This window comes from Roseburia sp. 1XD42-34, assembly GCF_009917385.1.
Classification (GTDB): Bacteria; Bacillota; Bacilli; order Bacillales; family Amphibacillaceae; genus Virgibacillus.
On the sequence record NZ_QWLJ01000003.1, the window covers coordinates 15602 to 33642 of the forward strand.

Below are 18041 nucleotides of genomic sequence, written 5' to 3' on the forward strand. Positions count from 1 at the left end.
GATGTTGTTTTCCATTTACTAAACTTGCCATGGCCAAGGTGTGTCTTTCCAATTCCATGGATAGTCGGAAAAACTTTTCCCAAAATGCATGAGTGGTCCAAACTGCTTTTCAAAATCAATTTTTAACTGCATTGTTTTTTTAGATAGTTCGTTAAATTGTTGAATAGCTTCATAATCATTGGGATGGGTGTCTAAATAAAGGTTTAACTCAACTAGGACAAAATCGTTTGCTTGGATTTCCTCGAGTCGTTGGTAGTATTCGGGAGGCATTTGCTTATTCACCTTGATCGCCTCCTTTATGAGGATTTGGATAAGGACTGTATAATTGAGGCCAAAGAGTACCATGATAGAGTGCTTCTTTTGGAGTGTTAAATTGCTTTAATCCATATGGTTGAAATCCCATATATAATTGGGGTGGCGTAGCGTAACTTTTCACTTTAATGGGTTTACATGGGTCATACGGACTTATATAAGGTTCCCAATATTTATACTGTGTGAACATAATATCCTCCTTCCTTGTCATCCATTAATCATAATATGACGTTAACTTACATTTATTCATACAATAAGCAAAACTTAATGAACCCGTATTCGTCAAGCTATACTGCTTTTTTATACCTTTACAACTCATCAAACGCATCGTAAATTTTTTCCATATGTCAATTTTTATAAACATGTTGAAATGCTTTTGACTTAAGGGCTAGTGGATTCTACAATAAATGATGAACGTAAGATTGTTTTTTGTTAGAGCAATTGTGAATTACGTATGTCACTTTTAATTTTTCGTGAAAAAGCTTTATAGAAAATGATATTTTGCAAGGAACAGAGTTTGAACCAAGTAATATTTATCACTTCACGTGAAGCTTAAAAATTTTCTCTTCAAATGACGATTTTTTCAAAAAAATCATTTTATATGAACAAAGTGCGGGGCGCGCGTTTAGCAACGTAGCGGATGGAACGAATCAACGAAAGATAAAGTGAACCTTCCATCAGCAGAGTTTTCTTCACCCCCGCTGATGGATAGTACCACAAGGGTATGACCTAATGGCCTTTGGACGAATCTGAGATTTAGGTGCTGTTACCTCTCGCTTCGACTTGTTCAGCTCAAATCTTCCATCCTTAGACCATGGGAGTTTACAACGCCTTTTTATGGGATAACAGAATCATGCCACTAAAACGGGGGTATACAGACGTCTAGGCAAAAAGCCCGTTTTTTAGTCGGCCTTCCTCTTACAGGCCAACCGATGAGGCCTTATTGGAGAGCCATTTCTAAAGTCACCTAGTTGCTGGGATCATGCGCAGGACTTGGGCTTTCGGTTATTTCGTTATCCCCAAGCACCTCATTTTATACTTTCTTATTTTTTGAAAAAAACGAAGCACTTTTTGTGCTCCGTCACCATACAACGTTTCTAATCTCCTTTTCGCTCCCATAATCCACAGATTCTTCCTCTGATTGCGCTTTCAAAATAATGCTATTTACATTATCCAAATTAATGATTGTGTTTTTGCTTTTGTACCACTTGGAATCATATCTTTTTAAACTAAAGAAAAAGTCATTTTTGCTTTCTCGCTCTTCTTCTGTAACAATTTCAGTGCCATCCGTCATAATAAACTTGATTGTATATTTTTCCATCATCTACACCTCCCCTTCTTTCTATGATACGATAAAATGAAGGAAATTTCCCATTTTCGATATCATTGTTTTAAAAAAATTAATTTAAAGGCGAGAAAAAATGAAGCTGTTGGTTTTAATGTATAGATGCAAGATTTATTTCCACCGTTATATCCGATACTTATTTTTTCCATAATTAACGAGAAGATAAGGGTATAGACAAAAATTAGTCATACTGTACGAGATTAAAGTATTATGTTAGTTCACAGTATCAATAAAAGCAATTCAAACCTATGGCAGCAAAGGTAAGGAAATAAATAGATAGATAGGGGCTGGAGAAACTAAAATGGCCTCATGTTGCCAGATAGCATCAGCAAAAATAAAGTTAATCCTGTGCTTTTATTATTGATCGAGTAAAATATTGTAGTATTTAGAAGAAATATAAGATGATACTCTGTTTACCAGTATACTGTAACAATTAATATAGAAGCGGGGAAGTGTTTTGGTAAAAAGGCTTTAAAAAGTTAGCTTACATATAGATATATTCAATATTCTATCCTGGGAAAAGCTTAAAATTACAAAATATAAACTTCATTTACCCTCGTGTAAAATAAATAATGAGCAGCTCATATACACTATCATATTGCAGTTATACGAGAAAGGTAGAGACTTAGGAAGTATAGGCTTTACTCAGAGAAATAATAGGAAACTAGGATTTAGATCAGGAGATAGATACTTATGCACGCTAAAAAAATTAGAGGTTGGAAAAGAAGAATAAAACAGCTTGAGACATGGAAAAAAGATAGTTATTTTCTTGATATTAATTCTTTAAGAATGTACGGAGTTGAATATAGAAAAATATTTAACTTTGATGAACGATATTGTATCCCAGATTGGTTTAAGCGTGAAGTCGTATTAAGCTTTATTGATGTTTTTAAGCGTTGGGAAACTCAGGCAAAAGATGAATTTGAAGAGTTTTATATGTGCTTACACATTAATGAAACCGATATTTTCGCCTCTGAAATAATAATTGTTATTACAGACGCAATTAAAGTGTATAAGAGTAAGTTTAAGAAAGTTGAAAATTATAAACCAAGGCCGGATTGGATTATTACGTTCGATAATAGAAAATGGAACCCATATTATCTTTATTCAGTCTGGCTGGAGGATGAGGTTAATTCACTATCTGACGCAGATAAAAGAAAACTAATGCAACATTTAGTGAGAGTGGATAAAAATAAAGTTAATTCTTCAGCACTAAAAGAGTATATTATTCGAGATTCTATTTTTTGGTGTTTAGATATTAACTATGCATAATACACATTGAAAGGTGTAACCATAAAGATCTTTTTTCATTTAGTCGGTGGATGGCTTGTCAGTAATAAATACAGCATTCGTAGCTCATACCCCTCCTTTTCATCAATTTGGAACGTTCCATCGGCAGATTGATGAAAAGGTTGTTGAATTTGAGAACAAAAAAGAGTCACTTACATGAAGTCTGGGCTGCCACCGACCTGTAACTCCTCGATTAGGTTACAAAAGCTGATATTTGATATATAGCTTTTATTTAGATAGAAAAGCTCATAAGCCCCCAAATGAACTTGGACACTAAGAGTACAATTTAATATAATACAAAATGTCAGGGAGGCTATCACTATGAAACGAACAAGACATTTTAAAGAATTTAAAACGCAAGTAATTAAAGAAGCAATGGAAACTGGGAAAACATCGGCTGTTGCACGTCGATATGAGCTCAATCCAAATATGTGAAAGAATACCTCCAAAAATGCCAAATATGAATGCGCATATCGAATCATTCCATTGGATAATGGAAGATGATTGTATGTTTCGAGTTTGCAACCTATGAAAAAGCATATGAATCGATTACAGATTTTACGGGCTTTTACAACCAACGACGCATTCCTTCAAGCATTGATGACTTAACACCATATGAATGTTATGAGTTATACAAGGAAAAGAAAGTAAACATAAAGGAAATACGGGTTTAGCCCCCCTTCCATTTTTTCTTCCTTTTATCCTGCCTTTCAACATGCCAATGCTGGCATGGAATCAAGGGCGAAGGAGAGCGAAGGGCAAAGCCTTTACCCCTTGATGGAATGATAGCATTGGCTATCACCTTAGAAGGACTAAAGTGAAGGTAATTCATGAAAAATAACGAATTTCTAAATAAAAGTTAGTTTAAGAGTGTTTTTGTCCAAAATTAGGGGGTTAATCCGCCCTAAAACGCTTAGTTTTTAAAATACAGTACAATAATCAATGTTATTCAAGAGGTCGAGCTAGAAGAGATCATAAAATTATTGAAGATGCTATTAGAAATTATGAACCCGATTATGAATTACCAGAGTTATTAACTTGACTTTTCAACCCCATCCATCTAAGGACGGGACTTTTTTATTATTGTAGTTGCATTTGCGGTGGGGAAAAGCATTCTATTATTATTATTTGATCCTGGAACAAAACTGGTTAGAATTAACCGCCTATTTCAGTTATCCTAAGGAAAATCAGAAGAATTATATAAACGACGACCAATATCGAAGGGTGTCATAGACAACTTAGAATAGTCACAAAAGCAAAATTCGCTTTTCGATCCTGATGGTGGATACATTAATCCCTATACCAAAATTTTCTAAATAAATTATACGCCAAAAAACTATCAAAAAAACACTCGTTTAAGAATACACAATACATTTAACGAAGCAATGAAGAGAGCTGTATTAAATAAAAAATAACTTTTAACCCCTGGGAAGGAGCTGTCATAAAAGGGAATTCTAAAAACGATGAAATTAAATTCATTAAGCCCTCGGAAGTGCCAATGTTTTTAGAGCACTCTTATGAATACGGTTATATATATTGGATATTTTTTAAATTGCTACTCGAGACAGGTATGAGGAAAGGTGAGGCGGCTGCATTCCAATGGTTCGATATCAATTTCAAGAACATGACTATAGAATTAAATAAAAACCTTGATTTCCAAGCAAAAACAGACGATGAATTATTTGGGGATACAAAAGATTATAATTCAAAAAGAGTTATTTCAATGGGCAAGTCTATAGCAGATGACTTAAGATACCACCCAACTTGGCAGAACAGAAATAAAAACTTTTAAAAAACAAGTACTACTATAAATACAATTTAATTTTGTGTAGAAAAGATGGAAATTATATGCCGAAATCAAGTTTATTTAGTGCATTTAGACGTATTTTAAAACAGGCTGGAATCTACTACCTATCCACTCTCTCAAGCACACGCATGCTGTTATGCTTAGAAGCAGGTGCGGAAATGAAGTACATCCAAGAGCGATTAGGACATGGAAGTATAATGATTACATCGGATATTTATTCTCATATTTCTAAAAAGATGGATCAGAAAAATATGGCTCAATTTGAGAAATATATAAACAATATTTTAAACAGCAGCAAATAATTTCCTGATTTTTTGTGGGTGTTTCGTGGGTGAAACAATTACATAGTGTTAAAGAACTTTCCACCCACCAAACCAAAAACCCTCAACACCAACAGTGCCGAGGGTTTCCGTGATTAATAAATTCTCAAATATTGTTCTCTTTCCCAAGGGTGGACTTGTGTTTTAAACATCTCCCACTCGATTTCCTTTGCCTCAATAAAATGCTCGAATAGATGTTCGCCTAAGGATTTAACAATAACCTCGTTTTTCTTTAATTCTTCTAAAGCACCAGCTAATGTGCTAGGCAGATCATGAACGCCGTTTTCTTCACGTTCTTCTTTTGACATCACATAATTATTACGGTCGACAGCTGGTGGTGGCGTCATTTCCTTTTCAATCCCATCTAAACCAGCAGCTAATAAAGAAGCAAGCGCTAAATAAGGATTCGCTGAAGGGTCGACACTACGAGCTTCTACACGTGTGCTAATACCGCGAGAATTTGGAATACGCATGAGGCAGCTTCGGTTTGCACCAGACCAAGCAATGTAGCTTGGTGCTTCATAACCAGGAACTAGACGCTTATAGGAATTAACAGTTGGATTTGTAATTGCTGTAAAGCTACCGGCATGTTTAATAATACCAGCGATAAATTGGAAAGCAACCTTACTTAATCCCATATCTCCTGCCTTATTATAAAATGCATTTTCGCCATTTTTAAATAACGACATATTCACATGCATTCCGGATCCGTTTACTCCGAATAGTGGCTTCGGCATAAACGTAGCATGCAGATTATGCTTGCGTGCAATCGTCTTAACTACAAGTTTAAATGTTTGAATATCATCAGCATGCTTTACGGCATCTGAATATTTAAAATCAATTTCATGTTGTCCAGGAGCGACTTCGTGGTGGGAAGCTTCAATTTCAAAGCCCATTTCTTCTAATTCAAGAACGATGTCTCGACGGCAATTCTCTCCTAAATCAGTTGGAGCAAGGTCAAAATAACCACCGTGGTCGTTTAGTTCCATAGAGGGTTCGCCTTTTTCATCAAGCTTAAAGAGGAAAAATTCAGGTTCTGTACCAATATTAAAGGCATCAAATCCGAGCTCCTCCATTTTCTTTAAATTACGTTTTAAATTATAACGTGGATCTCCTTCAAAAGGAGTCCCATCTGTTTTGTAAATATCACAAATGAAGCGAGCAACTTTGCCTTTTTCTGATGTCCATGGAAAAACAACGAATGTATCTAAATCAGGGTATAGATACATATCAGATTCCTCTATACGAACAAAACCTTCAATGGAGGATCCATCAAACATCATTTTATTATCTAACGCCTTATCTAATTGGCTAAGTGGGATTTCTACATTTTTGATGGTTCCCAACATATCCGTAAACTGCAATCGAATAAAGCGGACGTTTTCCTCCTTAATGCGTCTTACTACATCTTCTCTCGTATAAGTTCTTCCCATACTTTGTCCTCCTATATAAATAATTATTTATTTGAATAGGAAAACAAATAGATAGTAATAGTGCGGATTAATAAAATAAACGTAACCGATTCTTTTTTGGCTTGTTTTAGGTGGTTCTGATATTCCAGTAAACCACCAAAAAACTAAACAGATATAGAATAGTTTGGTTCGTTTTATTCTACTTTAGACACATACTAATATCCATTTGTTTCCCTAAACGAACCAAATTGTAAAAAGTACTTGATTATCAATTGTTATCCAATGCTTTTGCTACTTCAATTTCATACGAAATTTAGTTTACATTTGAACCGTGTTTAACGTGTAAAAAATCTAGAAAGATCACCTTGACGTAAGTTGGTTTTCCTATAAGCACCTGGTTCATTTAATTCCTGTCTTAAAATTCTCCTCAATTCCCTGTCAGATATCTGGGATGATTCCGAATTTTTCACTTGCGATTCTTGCCTTGTTTCTCCTTCATTTAATAGCAACTTAATACCTGCGATGTTGAGACCTTTATCCAAGTAATCCTTTATTTCAAGCAACCGATCCACGTCATTAAAAGAAAATAATCGTTGGTTGCCACTTGTTCTCTCAGGATGAATTAAACCGTGCTCTTCATAATACCTTATTTGCCTAGCCGTTAATTCCGTAAGTTTCATTACGATGCCGATAGCAAATAAAGGCATGGAACGACGATCCTTATCATTCAATTCATGACCCCCTAAATCATAATACTTTTTTATTATATGTCATGTAATCTAACATGTCAATAACGCGTAAGGTTTTCTGACATGAGCGCAAAAATTATATAAGCTTATTTAAAAATAGAAAAAGAGCGTAAAATTTACCCTTACACTCTTTTTACCCTAATTGAATATTTTTAATCGTTAGTTCATAATTTTACGGAGCGACTCCGTAATAGCTATTTTTACATGTGCATAGGTTAAACCACCTTGTACAAAGGCAATATATGGAGATCGTAATGGGCCATCAGCAGATAATTCAATACTTGCGCCTTGAATAAATGTTCCCGCTGCCATAATCACTTCGTCTATATATCCTGGCATTTCACTTGGATACGGTTTTACATAAGCGTTTACTGGTGAATTCTCTTGGATGGCTTGACAAAATGTAATCATGTCGTTCTTATCTTGAAACGTTACGGTTTGAATCAAATCTGTACGGTTGGCCTCATAATGTGGTGATGTTGTAAATCCAGCTAATTCCATAAGTCTTGAAGTGAATATCGCTCCTTTAAGAGCCTCGCCGACAATGTGAGGAGCAAGGAAAAAGCCTTGAAACATTTCCTGCAAAACATGAAATGTTGCGCCTGTTTCTTTGCCAAGTCCAGGTGCAGTTAAGCGATTGGCACATTGCTGGACTAAAGCCTCCCTTCCTACAATATAACCACCCGCTCGAACAATTCCACCGCCAGGATTTTTTATTAAGGAACCTGCGATTAAATCCGCCCCTACATGTAGCGGTTCGAGTTCCTCGACAAATTCGCCATAGCAATTATCAACAAATACAATTACATCAGAATTAATGGATTTAACAAAGTTGACCATTTCTTTTATTTCCGCAATGGTAAACGACGGTCTGTCGTCATATCCTTTGGAACGCTGAATACCAATTACTTTAGTATTCTCATTCATCGCTTGCTTTACTGTCAGAAAATTGATCTTTCCATCCTCTAATAATTCTACATGCTGATAACCAATACGAAAATCACGTAAAGAACCTGCCGCTCTTCCTCGAATACCAATAACTTCCTCCAACGTATCGTAAGGCTTCCCGGTAATGTACAATAGTTCATCCCCAGGTCGTAAAACACCAAACAGCGACGTTGTAATTGCATGCGTACCAGAAACAATTTGCGGTCTGACTAATGCATCTTCCCCACCAAACACCGTAGCATAAACTTTTTCCAGTACTTCGCGTCCCATATCGTCATACCCATAACCACTTGTTGATTGAAAATGGCTGTCACTTACGCGATGATTTTGAAATGCTTGCAATACACGCCTTTGGTTTTTCTCAACCATTGCATTAACCTTTGCATGTTGATGTTTACAATCCTCTTCTGCTTGTTTTGCTAGTTGGTCTATCATGTAGTTACTCCTCTAATAGTCGATTTAATGGGATATCTTTCCGCATATATCCTTTTATCTTGTATACTTGTTTTTCCTCAAGAAATAGCTTCGATTCGATAATGGTGTCTTGTTCTAATTGCTGTAATAATTTCCCTTGGTCTGGTAAAAGGGACAAAGAATAAAATTGCCATTCTGCTTTTAACAGATTTTCTACTTTACGTAATAGCTGCTGTATATCTGCTTCACGATGTGCACTCATAAACATGTATGGATGATTCATTGGAATAACATCCTGCTCGAATAGATCCTTCTTATTATAGACAGTGAACATGGGAATAGTATCAGCATGAAGCTCTTTTAATAAACGTAAAACGGTATCCTGCTGCTGATTTAAATCCGGATGAGAGCCATCAACCATATGAATGAGAAAGTCAGCTTCGGTTACTTCTTCTAAGGTAGACTTAAAAGCAGCAATCAAAGATGTAGGCAAATCTTGCAGAAAACCAACTGTATCCGTAATTAATACTTTCATGCCAGATGGCAACTGAATCTGCCTTGTCAGTGGATCAAGTGTCGCAAAAAGTTGGTCTTCCTCTAATGAATTACTGTTAGTAAGTCGGTTAAACAGCGTTGATTTTCCTGCATTGGTGTAACCAACAATAGCAATTTGCACTACATCATTTGTCTTTCTTCGTTTGCGGTATTGTTCTCGCTGTTTGACCACCGTCTGCAAACGCTGTTTTATGTCATGGATTCGTCTGCGTATATGGCGCTGATCTGTTTCCAACTTTGTTTCACCTGGCCCCCTCGTTCCAATTCCTCCTCCTAGTCTGGATAATTCCGTCCCTTGTCCTCGCAATCTTGGCAACAAATATTCCAACTGAGCCAGTTCTACTTGTAATTTCCCTTCTTTCGTTCGAGCCCGCTGAGCGAAAATATCTAAGATCAATTGGCTACGATCAATCATTCGGACTCCTAATGCTATGCTCAAATTGCGAAGTTGGATAGGTGAAAGCTCGTCATTAGCAATCACTAAATCTACATCGTTTGCTTGAACAGAAGTTATTATTTCTTCTATTTTTCCAGAACCAAGGTATGTAGCAGGGTGCATTTTTTCTCTATTTTGAGTAAATATTTGAACGACATCTCCACCGGCAGTATTACTTAACGATTGTAATTCTGCAAGAGAAGATTCAAAATGAACATTAGTCTGTTTTTGTTGTTTTACTGCTATTAGTATTACTTTTTCGTTTGCCACAACAGAACCTCTTTCTTTTCCTAATTGCGATCTTCCCCACCTATCATATCAAATCACTTAACAAATGCCCAACAACAAAGTCCTTTAACAAAGGAGCTTATCATTTCGCACAAATATTTAGATAAGAGTATCATTTTAAGAGGACTAACAACATAATTGTCAGTAATCTAGCTAATTAGGAGTAAAAACCCTTCAATTAAGGTTTTCCACCTTAAATAGCAGAGAGGGGTATTCACCAACGTGGCACCTCCACCTCTGCACTTTATCCATCTCGCAGCATCGTATTAAGTATCTAATTTGGCTTTAATTGCAAGTCTTTAACCGTTAAGTAAATAAGATCATCTGCTGAAAAATGCTCATTTTCCAGTAACCTTACTGCATGCATACGGATAGCGCCCTCAATAACATTACGAACATAGCGGGCATTGGAAAAATTTCGGTTATACGAACGTGTTTTTTTAATTAAATGAGCTTTTAATTCTAGCTCAGCATCTCTAGTAAGCTGATATTCACGGTCAGCAGCCATCCGCTTAGCGATCGATAGTAATTCGCCCGCTTCAAAATCACGAAAATCCAAAATAAACGGGAATCTGGATTCTAACCCAGGATTCAATGTCAGGAATCGTTCCATTTCGTAAGGATAGCCAGCTAGGATTAATACAAAATCGTGCTGATAATCTTCCATATGCTTTACTAATGTATCAATTGCTTCTTTACCGAAGTCCTTCTCCCCGCCACGGGCTAATGAATAGGCTTCATCAATAAACAAAACGCCACCTTGCGCTTTTTGCACAATAGAACGTGTTTTTTGAGCTGTTTGACCTATATATTCACCTACTAAGTCTGCCCGTTCCGCTTCAATAAAATGTCCCTTAGAGAGAAGATTCATATCATAGTATAACTTAGCCAGCTTTCTTGCCACTGTTGTCTTACCTGTACCCGGATTCCCCTTAAATAGCATATGCAATACTTGCTGGTGATTTACAAGCCCGAGCGCTTTTCGCTTTTCATTAATCACAACGGTTGCATAAATCTCTTTAATTCGTTCTTTTAGTTGCTTCATACCTACAAATGAAGCAAATGCTTCATCAATATGATTAAATGGATTTTTCTTTTTCGATACTCGCTGGTCTGTATACGCCAAATGGGAGGTGCTTTTCTCCTTTAAAATAATATTTACTTGCCCGTTTCGATTGCTTATTAATTGTGTTTCCATATTATCACCCCTCAGTTACATTAGTATACGCTACAAATAAAAAGGTGTGACATATGCCCATTATAGACGAGAACAAAGGCGCAGACGCCGGTTAGCAACGTAGCGAATGGAACGAAGCAACTAAAGTTTTAGGGATCATGCGACTAAAACCAGGAGTATGCCGACGTCGCCCGGCAAGCCCGTTTTTAGTCGGTCTTCCTCTTAGCTACAACCGATGACTTATCGGAGGGCAATTTGTGAAGTCGCCTAGTTGCCCGGGCTCATGCGCCGGACGTGGCTTATTCGGTTATTTTGTTATGCCAAAGTAATAAATTTTATACTTTCTTATCTTTTAAAAAAACGAGTGCACGCATGCACCCGCTTTTTATGTTTACTCCTTTTCCAACTCAACGTTTTTGGCTGGTGAAAAGGTAGAAATTGCATGTTTAAAAATTAATTGCTGCTTACCATCCGTCTCAATTAAAACCGTAAAATTATCAAATCCTTTAATAACCCCTCTTAACTGAAATCCATTTGTTAAAAAAACTGTTACAGAAATACGGTTTTTCCGAAGTTGATTCAAGTATTGATCTTGAATATTCACAGATTGTGCCATTCTACTTCCTCCTCATTTCTATCTATATTATAATTAATTCGACCTAGCTTTGGATAAATCCTGCAAGATCAGCTAAAATCTTTCTTAATTTTTCATCAATGGTTCCAGATGAAACATCATACCATGTTACATCCATTTTATTGCGAAACCAAGTATATTGCCTTTTGGCATACCTTCTGGAATTTTGCTTTAATGTAGCAATCGCTTCATTTAATGATATTTCCCCGGTGAAATAGGGAATAAATTCCTTATATCCAATTGCTTGCATGGATTGTTTATTCGCATAACCACACTTATACAACTCATAAACCTCTTCCACAAGCCCTTCGTCTACCATCATATCTACACGCTGATTAATCCGTTCATAGAGTTCCGTTCGATTCATTTGTAATCCAATAATTTTTAAATGGTATGGCGACTGTTTATTTTGCTGTTGCTGGTAGTCTGACATTCGTTTTCCTGTTGTTTCATAGATTTCTAATGCTCGTACTACACGACGGTGGTTATTCGGATGGATTTTTTTAGCCTGTTGCGGATCCAATGCTTGTAACCTTTTGTACAAAGGTTCTATGCCGTTTGTCTCTATTTCTTTATTAAGTTTTGCAACCACTTTGTTATTGCGCTGATACGTTGAAAAGTTATAATTGTAAAGGGCAGCCTGTACGTATAGACCGCTTCCGCCTACTAATATCGGGAGCTTATATTTGGCTGAAATCGTCTCTATGTAATGTGTAACATACTGCTTAAAATCTGCAACTGAAAACGATTCATCCGGATGCTTCAAATCAATCATATAATGGGGGATCCTCTGCATTTCATCAGAAGTGACCTTAGCAGTACCAATATCCATACCTTTGTATATTTGCATGGAATCCCCGCTAATAATCTCACCATTATAATGTTTCGCTATTTCAATACTTAACTTTGTTTTGCCTACCGCAGTTGGTCCAACAATAGCAATGACTTTATTTTTCATTCGTATTCCCCTAATTTCACTACATTACTGTTTTAAATATGCTTTTAGCATCCAAATATATTTTTCAAGCTTACCTTGTAAGCCGATAAGCAAATCTTCCGTAGGACTGTCTTCCAGTTCCACGGCTTTTGGTAACCCTCCCTTTTGAATTTCTGTCGTCATTTGTTGTAAGTCATGAAGCAGCTGCTGGATAATTTCCTGTTCTTCATCATCAGCACTTGCTTCTTCCAGTGTTGCTTCTTTCAGGTATTTTACCATTGTAGCTAAAGGTTTACCATTAATCATTAAAATACGCTCGGCTATTTCATCAATATCCTCAGCTACCTCCACGTACATGTTTTCAAACTGTTCATGAAGAGAAAAGAAATTTCTTCCTTGAACAAACCAATGGTATCGATGTAACTTCACATATAGCACAAATTGATTGGAAAGTAATTGATTTAGAAAATTAATGAGTTGTTGATTCTCCACTGTACACACCTTTTCCATTTTTCCATAGTATGGCAAAACGGAAGCTGTTTTATACATATTACATAACCCGTTTAAACATTTTCTCTAATTCATAGGTTGAAAAATGAACTATAATCGGTCTTCCATGTGGACAAGTAAATGGATCTGTGGTTTGGCGCAAATGTTCCAATAGCTGCGTCATTTCATCGTGATTCAAATAATGATTTGCTTTAATGGAACGTTTACAAGACATTAAAATCGCAGCTTCTTCTCGAATTTTTTCTACATCAATTTTCTCATCTTTCATAACCTGTTCGACCATTTCACGGATAATAGCTTCTTCTTGCCCAGCAGGGAACCAACTCGGGTGTGAGCGAACGACATACGTTTGCTGACCGAACGCTTCAAAGAATAGTCCAGCAGCTTGTAACGTTTCTTTATATGCTTCCACCCAGATTGCCTCTTCCTTGGAAAATTCAAACGTTAGCGGAATGAATAGCTGCTGTAAATCATTCATCGGCTGACCTAGCTTTCGCTTGAAAAATTCATACTTTACACGCTCTTGTGCAGCATGCTGGTCAATCATATACAACCCATTTTCATTCTGCGCTAATATATACGTACCTTGTAATTGCCCAATTGGATACATTATGGGAACGCGTGGGGCTGTTTGTTCATTTGTATTTGTGTGTTCATCTGTATCTGTTCGTTCGTGCGTTTGCTGCATTTCTGTACCCTGCACGGAGTAAGGTTCTGTCTCTTTATCAGTGGTAGTTTCATAAACATTTTCTTGCTTCAAGAGAGCTTTATTCAGGTCTGTCGCAGAATTATTTGCAACACCCGGCTCGCGAACACCAGCAGGATAGTTCCACTGCTTATTGGACGGTTCTCCGTTTAATGGTTTAAAATCAAAGCTATTTTGAAACGTCTTCTGTTTAGGTATAGGCTTTCGTTCTATTTCAGGAATTAAGGTTTCTGCTCGAAACGTATCCTTAATAGTTTGCTCAATCGCTTGAAATAACTCCTTATCTTTGCTAAAGCGCACCTCCAACTTTGTTGGATGTACATTGACATCAACTAAAATTGGATCCATTTGAATAGCAAGAACAACAATAGGAGAACGCCCAATCGGCAACAAAGTATGATACCCTTGGGTAATCGCTTTGTTTAAAGCAATGCTTTTTATATATCTTCCGTTAATAATCGTCGACATATAATTCCTAGAAGCTCGGGTTACTTCCGGTTTGGCAATGTAACCAGTTATGGAGAAGTCAAGCGTTTCATGGTTCACCGGCAGCATTTGCTTCGCTACGTTCATTCCATATACTTGGGAAATGACTTGTAATAAATCACCAGTTCCTGCTGTTTTAAAGATTCCCTTTCCGTTATGTGTCACTTCAAACCTTACTTCTGGATGGGATAACGCTAGGCGATTTAACAAATCTGTAATATGCCCTAATTCCGTATGAATCGTTTTCATGTACTTTAAACGGGCAGGCGTATTATAAAATAACTCGCTCACGGTTATTTCGGTCCCTTTTCTCGCTGCTGATTTCTGTTTTTGGATCAATTTACCGCCTTCTAAGCTTAAACTGGTACCTGCATGCTCTCCAGTAGATGTTTGGACAGTTAGTTTGCTAACAGAGGCTATACTGGCAAGCGCCTCGCCACGAAAGCCAAGTGTACGAACATGAAATAAATCCGACTCATTTTTTATTTTACTTGTCGCGTGGCGCAAGAATGCCGTTTCGCAATCTTCTTCTAACATGCCGTCTCCATTGTCTGTCACTTTAATCTCCTGCAATCCGGCTTCTTTTATATCGATTTTAACCCATGTGCTGTTTGCATCAATGCTATTTTCAACCAATTCTTTTACAACCGATGCTGGTCGCTCTACAACTTCCCCTGCTGCAATTTTATTAGCGAGTGCATCCGGCATTTGTATAATATGCATGCAAACAACTCCTTTACTGCAAAATTTAGGTTCATCGCCGTCTGTTTTTATGTACTAATAGGAAATACTACCTTACATATTGATGTCATCCTAAGGATAAAGCAATTCAACTATTTTCGAGTCTTTTTCTGTAATTGATACAAAACATTCATCGCATCCAACGGAGTCATAGCAAATAAATCTAAATCTTTTAGTTCTTTTATCACCTTATCGTCATGATTATTTGATGTTGACACTGGTTGATTTTGCTGTTTTTCCTCTGTAAAGAAAGAGAGCTGTCCAGTTTGTTCTGTAGATGCTGCTTGCTCAGTCTTCGTTTCAGCTTCAGATTGACTGGTGCCTTCGAGTTCCGTTAATATTTTACTAGCGCGAGTAATTAAGCTTGACGGTAAATTAGCAAGCTTCGCCACATGAATACCATAGCTTTGATCAGCAGGTCCGTCTTTAATTTGATGAAGAAATACAACGTTCCCCTCGTGTTCTTCCGCCCTGACATGAATATTCTTTAAATTAGGCAATGTATTAGCTAGATCTGTTAATTCATGATAGTGTGTGGAGAACAACGTCTTTGCTTGAATATGATTATGAATGTACTCAATAATTGCTTGCGCTAACGCCATTCCATCGTATGTGCTCGTCCCCCGCCCGATCTCATCAAATAATATCAAACTCTGTTCGGTCGCATTGGTTATCGCATGATTTGCTTCTAACATTTCCACCATAAATGTACTTTGACCAGCAACTAAATCATCAGCAGCCCCAATTCGTGTAAATATTTGATCGAAAATGAGAAGCTGTGCAGATTCACACGGGACAAAACAGCCAATTTGCCCCATAATGACAGTCAACGCTAATTGGCGCATGTACGTGCTTTTTCCTGACATATTAGGCCCTGTAATTAATAAAATATGACTGTGCTCATCTAATGCAATATCATTAGGCACAAACGTTCCGTCATCCATAACTTGCTCAATTACCGGATGCCTGCTCTGTTTAATGCGCAATTTCTTCCGATCAAATGTAGGGCGAACATAATTATTGGACTCACTGACAGTTGCGAACCCTTGTAGCACATCCACATAGCTCACCGCTTCTGCTAACCGTTGTAATTCAGGTATATACGCCTTCATCTGCTCACGAATCTCAATGAATAATTGGTATTCTAATTCAACACTTTTTTCTTCCGCTTCTAAGATTAGCTGTTCCTTTTCTTTTAGCTCTGGTGTAATATACCGTTCAGCATTCGTTAACGTTTGTTTTCTTTCATAGCGTCCTTCAGGAAGCAAATGCAAGTTTGCTTTCGTTACTTCGATATAATAACCGAATACACGATTATAACCAATTTTTAATGATTTAATATTTGTTGCTTGCTTTTCTTTTTGTTCAAGCTCCGCAATCCACTGCTTGCCATTTCTAGAAGCATCTCGGTACGTATCTAGTTGCTCATTATATCCGTCTTTAATAATTCCGCCTTCTTTTATCGAAATTGGCGGGTCCTCCACAATACTTGCTTGTAATATATCTACAATCTTTGGATCAATATAAATTCGCTTAGCTAATTGCCGCATTTCCGGCTGAGAAAATTGTAGCAAAAGCTGCTTCAAGGCTGGAATTTTTTGTAAAGAGCTTTTAAGCTGCTGTAGATCACGCGCATTTACGTTTCCAAATGCAATTCTTCCAGCAAGCCTTTCTAAATCATAAACCGATTTTAATGTTTGCCTTAATTCATCCCGTTTCATAAACTGACTATAAAAACCTTCTACAATGTTAAGTCGTTTTTCAATGTCACGAACGTTTAAAAGTGGTCGTTCTAGCCATTTTTTTAACATTCTCGAACCCATTGCCGTAACAGTCTTATCGAGTACCCATAGTAAACTTCCATATTTTTCTTTTTTCATTAATGTTTCTGTAAGCTCTAAATTACGCTTCGAATACATATCTAAAGATAAATGATACTGAAGTGGTATCACTTTTGCTTGCTGCATATGATCGAGCGAGCGTTTTTGGGTATGCTGAATGTAATTTAATAATCTGCTAAATGCCGTTAATAACCTTTCATCATCAAGATTCTCGCATAAGTCCCGATATTCTGCATTGAATGTTATCTCATCCTGATACGAAAGAGTAACATGCAATCTCGATTTCAACTGCTTTTGTAAGTCCTCGGGTAATTGAGACGAGACAACAATTTCTTTAGTCGGCTGATTATATAATTCGTGAATCACCCCATCCCAACCATCTTCAATAACTACCAGCTGATTTTCTCCTGTAGACAAATCACTATAGACAAGAACATAGCTCGTATCAAAATGAGACAAACTAGCAATATAGTTATTCTCTTTTTCGTTTAGCATCGTCTTTTCCATCACTGTGCCAGGTGTGATTAATTGGATCACTTCACGTTTTACTACCCCTTTGGCTGTTTTCGGGTCTTCCACTTGTTCACAAATAGCTACTTTATAGCCTTTTTCTATTAAGATTTTTATGTAATTTTCAGCAGAATGATAAGGAACACCGCACATAGGGACAGGGTTCGGACTACCTGAATCCCGTTTTGTTAGTGTAATCTCCAGCTCCCTTGCAGCTTGAACCGCATCCTCAAAAAACAGTTCATAAAAATCGCCTAGGCGAAAAAATAGGAATGCATCCTTATATGCTTCTTTTATGCTAAGATATTGTTTCATCATTGGTGTTTGCTTTGCCATGTTTTGTCCTCCAAAAAACCGTAAAATATTCTTCTGCTATTATAGCACACATTCAGCTTTACTTTCGATTAATCCAATGTTACGTCTATCCCATGAATTCTTTTTGAAGAGCTTGTTGCTCCAAAAATTTAGTATATGCTTGTAAAAAAATGGGTGGAAAGTGAAAGCGCTTGGTAAATGACGTACAAACAGTAGGTCTGACGAATGAGGTGAAATTTTTATAAAGAGGATTTTCGTTTGAAAGATAGTCAAATGAATTGGAGATTTAGAAGCCGTTTTTCGCATCA

Annotated in this window: 17 protein-coding genes; 4 read left to right on the plus strand and 13 right to left on the minus strand. The window is 36.9% G+C overall.

Translation table 11 applies throughout. From position 1 onward, the window contains the following. Positions 1 to 18: 18 nt before the first annotated feature. The 3 genes from D1839_RS02265 to D1839_RS02275 all read right to left on the minus strand — a co-directional run bounded on the left by D1839_RS02265 (position 19) and on the right by D1839_RS02275 (position 1633). The gene (locus D1839_RS02265) at positions 19 to 282 is read right to left on the minus strand and encodes a spore coat protein CotJB (RefSeq protein ID WP_286164699.1); all 264 of its coding nucleotides are present in this window, start codon (positions 280 to 282) and stop codon (positions 19 to 21) included. Then, on the minus strand, positions 275 to 502 hold the full coding sequence (locus D1839_RS02270) for a spore coat associated protein CotJA (protein WP_120378275.1): 228 nt from the start codon (positions 500 to 502) through the stop codon (positions 275 to 277). The genes D1839_RS02265 and D1839_RS02270 overlap by 8 nt, the downstream gene beginning before the upstream one ends. Positions 503 to 1393: 891 nt before the next feature. Continuing rightward, positions 1394 to 1633, minus strand: a complete 240-nt coding sequence (locus D1839_RS02275) for a hypothetical protein (RefSeq protein ID WP_120378276.1) — start codon at positions 1631 to 1633, stop codon at positions 1394 to 1396. A gap of 717 nt (positions 1634 to 2350) precedes the next feature. On the opposite strand from D1839_RS02275, the gene D1839_RS02280 reads away from it, so the two are divergent. The 4 genes from D1839_RS02280 (at position 2351) to D1839_RS20285 (ending at position 5056) form a co-directional block, all read left to right on the plus strand. Continuing rightward, on the plus strand, positions 2351 to 2929 hold the full coding sequence (locus D1839_RS02280) for a hypothetical protein (protein ID WP_120378277.1): 579 nt from the start codon (positions 2351 to 2353) through the stop codon (positions 2927 to 2929). Positions 2930 to 3268: 339 nt separating this feature from the next. Further along, a complete protein-coding gene (locus tag D1839_RS02285) occupies positions 3269 to 3382 on the plus strand; it encodes a transposase (RefSeq protein ID WP_199689910.1) in 114 nt (37 codons plus the stop codon). A 1063-nt stretch (positions 3383 to 4445) separates the two neighbouring features. Further along, the gene (locus D1839_RS20280) at positions 4446 to 4739 is read left to right on the plus strand and encodes a hypothetical protein (protein ID WP_199689911.1); all 294 of its coding nucleotides are present in this window, start codon (positions 4446 to 4448) and stop codon (positions 4737 to 4739) included. Positions 4740 to 4771: 32 nt separating this feature from the next. Then, positions 4772 to 5056 (plus strand): hypothetical protein, encoded by a 285-nt coding sequence (locus D1839_RS20285; RefSeq protein WP_286164700.1) that lies wholly within the window; start codon positions 4772 to 4774, stop codon positions 5054 to 5056. A 113-nt stretch (positions 5057 to 5169) separates the two neighbouring features. Here D1839_RS20285 and glnA read toward each other — a convergent pair whose 3' ends face one another. The 10 genes from glnA to mutS all read right to left on the minus strand — a co-directional run bounded on the left by glnA (position 5170) and on the right by mutS (position 17754). Further along, a complete protein-coding gene (glnA, locus tag D1839_RS02305) occupies positions 5170 to 6507 on the minus strand; it encodes a type I glutamate--ammonia ligase (protein ID WP_120378278.1) in 1338 nt (445 codons plus the stop codon). A gap of 314 nt (positions 6508 to 6821) precedes the next feature. Beyond that, positions 6822 to 7217 carry a MerR family transcriptional regulator gene (locus D1839_RS02310; protein WP_199689913.1) on the minus strand — a complete coding sequence of 132 codons (396 nt, stop codon included), beginning with the start codon at positions 7215 to 7217 and terminating at the stop codon, positions 6822 to 6824. 177 nt (positions 7218 to 7394) lie between these two features. Then, positions 7395 to 8618 (minus strand): methionine gamma-lyase family protein, encoded by a 1224-nt coding sequence (locus tag D1839_RS02315; RefSeq protein ID WP_120378279.1) that lies wholly within the window; start codon positions 8616 to 8618, stop codon positions 7395 to 7397. A 4-nt stretch (positions 8619 to 8622) separates the two neighbouring features. Continuing rightward, positions 8623 to 9858, minus strand: coding sequence for a GTPase HflX (gene hflX / locus D1839_RS02320; protein ID WP_120378280.1), 1236 nt, complete (start codon positions 9856 to 9858; stop codon positions 8623 to 8625). Between the two features lie 292 nt (positions 9859 to 10150). Beyond that, positions 10151 to 11074 (minus strand): AAA family ATPase, encoded by a 924-nt coding sequence (locus D1839_RS02325; protein ID WP_120378281.1) that lies wholly within the window; start codon positions 11072 to 11074, stop codon positions 10151 to 10153. Between the two features lie 370 nt (positions 11075 to 11444). Further along, positions 11445 to 11669, minus strand: coding sequence for an RNA chaperone Hfq (hfq, locus tag D1839_RS02330; RefSeq protein WP_120378282.1), 225 nt, complete (start codon positions 11667 to 11669; stop codon positions 11445 to 11447). Positions 11670 to 11712: 43 nt separating this feature from the next. Continuing rightward, positions 11713 to 12645 carry a tRNA (adenosine(37)-N6)-dimethylallyltransferase MiaA gene (gene miaA / locus D1839_RS02335; RefSeq protein WP_120378283.1) on the minus strand — a complete coding sequence of 311 codons (933 nt, stop codon included), beginning with the start codon at positions 12643 to 12645 and terminating at the stop codon, positions 11713 to 11715. 24 nt (positions 12646 to 12669) lie between these two features. After that, positions 12670 to 13173 carry a Dps family protein gene (locus D1839_RS02340; RefSeq protein ID WP_199689914.1) on the minus strand — a complete coding sequence of 168 codons (504 nt, stop codon included), beginning with the start codon at positions 13171 to 13173 and terminating at the stop codon, positions 12670 to 12672. A 1-nt stretch (position 13174) separates the two neighbouring features. After that, on the minus strand, positions 13175 to 15049 hold the full coding sequence (mutL, locus tag D1839_RS02345) for a DNA mismatch repair endonuclease MutL (RefSeq protein ID WP_120378284.1): 1875 nt from the start codon (positions 15047 to 15049) through the stop codon (positions 13175 to 13177). Positions 15050 to 15159: 110 nt separating this feature from the next. Then, a complete protein-coding gene (gene mutS, locus D1839_RS02350; protein ID WP_120378285.1) occupies positions 15160 to 17754 on the minus strand; it encodes a DNA mismatch repair protein MutS in 2595 nt (864 codons plus the stop codon). Positions 17755 to 18041 lie beyond the last annotated feature (287 nt).

Bases quoted from the DNA above. Each gene is read 5' to 3' on its own strand.
- D1839_RS02270 (WP_120378275.1), bottom strand. From the start codon at position 502: ATGTTCACACAGTATAAATATTGGGAACCTTATATAAGTCCGTATGAC.
- D1839_RS02275 (WP_120378276.1), bottom strand. From the start codon at position 1,633: ATGGAAAAATATACAATCAAGTTTATTATGACGGATGGCACTGAAATT.
- D1839_RS02280 (WP_120378277.1), top strand. From the start codon at position 2,351: ATGCACGCTAAAAAAATTAGAGGTTGGAAAAGAAGAATAAAACAGCTT.
- D1839_RS02285 (WP_199689910.1), top strand. From the start codon at position 3,269: ATGAAACGAACAAGACATTTTAAAGAATTTAAAACGCAAGTAATTAAA.
- D1839_RS20280 (WP_199689911.1), top strand. From the start codon at position 4,446: ATGTTTTTAGAGCACTCTTATGAATACGGTTATATATATTGGATATTT.
- glnA (WP_120378278.1), bottom strand. From the start codon at position 6,507: ATGGGAAGAACTTATACGAGAGAAGATGTAGTAAGACGCATTAAGGAG.
- D1839_RS02315 (WP_120378279.1), bottom strand. From the start codon at position 8,618: ATGATAGACCAACTAGCAAAACAAGCAGAAGAGGATTGTAAACATCAA.
- D1839_RS02325 (WP_120378281.1), bottom strand. From the start codon at position 11,074: ATGGAAACACAATTAATAAGCAATCGAAACGGGCAAGTAAATATTATT.
- hfq (WP_120378282.1), bottom strand. From the start codon at position 11,669: ATGGCACAATCTGTGAATATTCAAGATCAATACTTGAATCAACTTCGG.
- miaA (WP_120378283.1), bottom strand. From the start codon at position 12,645: ATGAAAAATAAAGTCATTGCTATTGTTGGACCAACTGCGGTAGGCAAA.
- D1839_RS02340 (WP_199689914.1), bottom strand. From the start codon at position 13,173: ATGTATAAAACAGCTTCCGTTTTGCCATACTATGGAAAAATGGAAAAG.
- mutL (WP_120378284.1), bottom strand. From the start codon at position 15,049: ATGCATATTATACAAATGCCGGATGCACTCGCTAATAAAATTGCAGCA.
- mutS (WP_120378285.1), bottom strand. From the start codon at position 17,754: ATGGCAAAGCAAACACCAATGATGAAACAATATCTTAGCATAAAAGAA.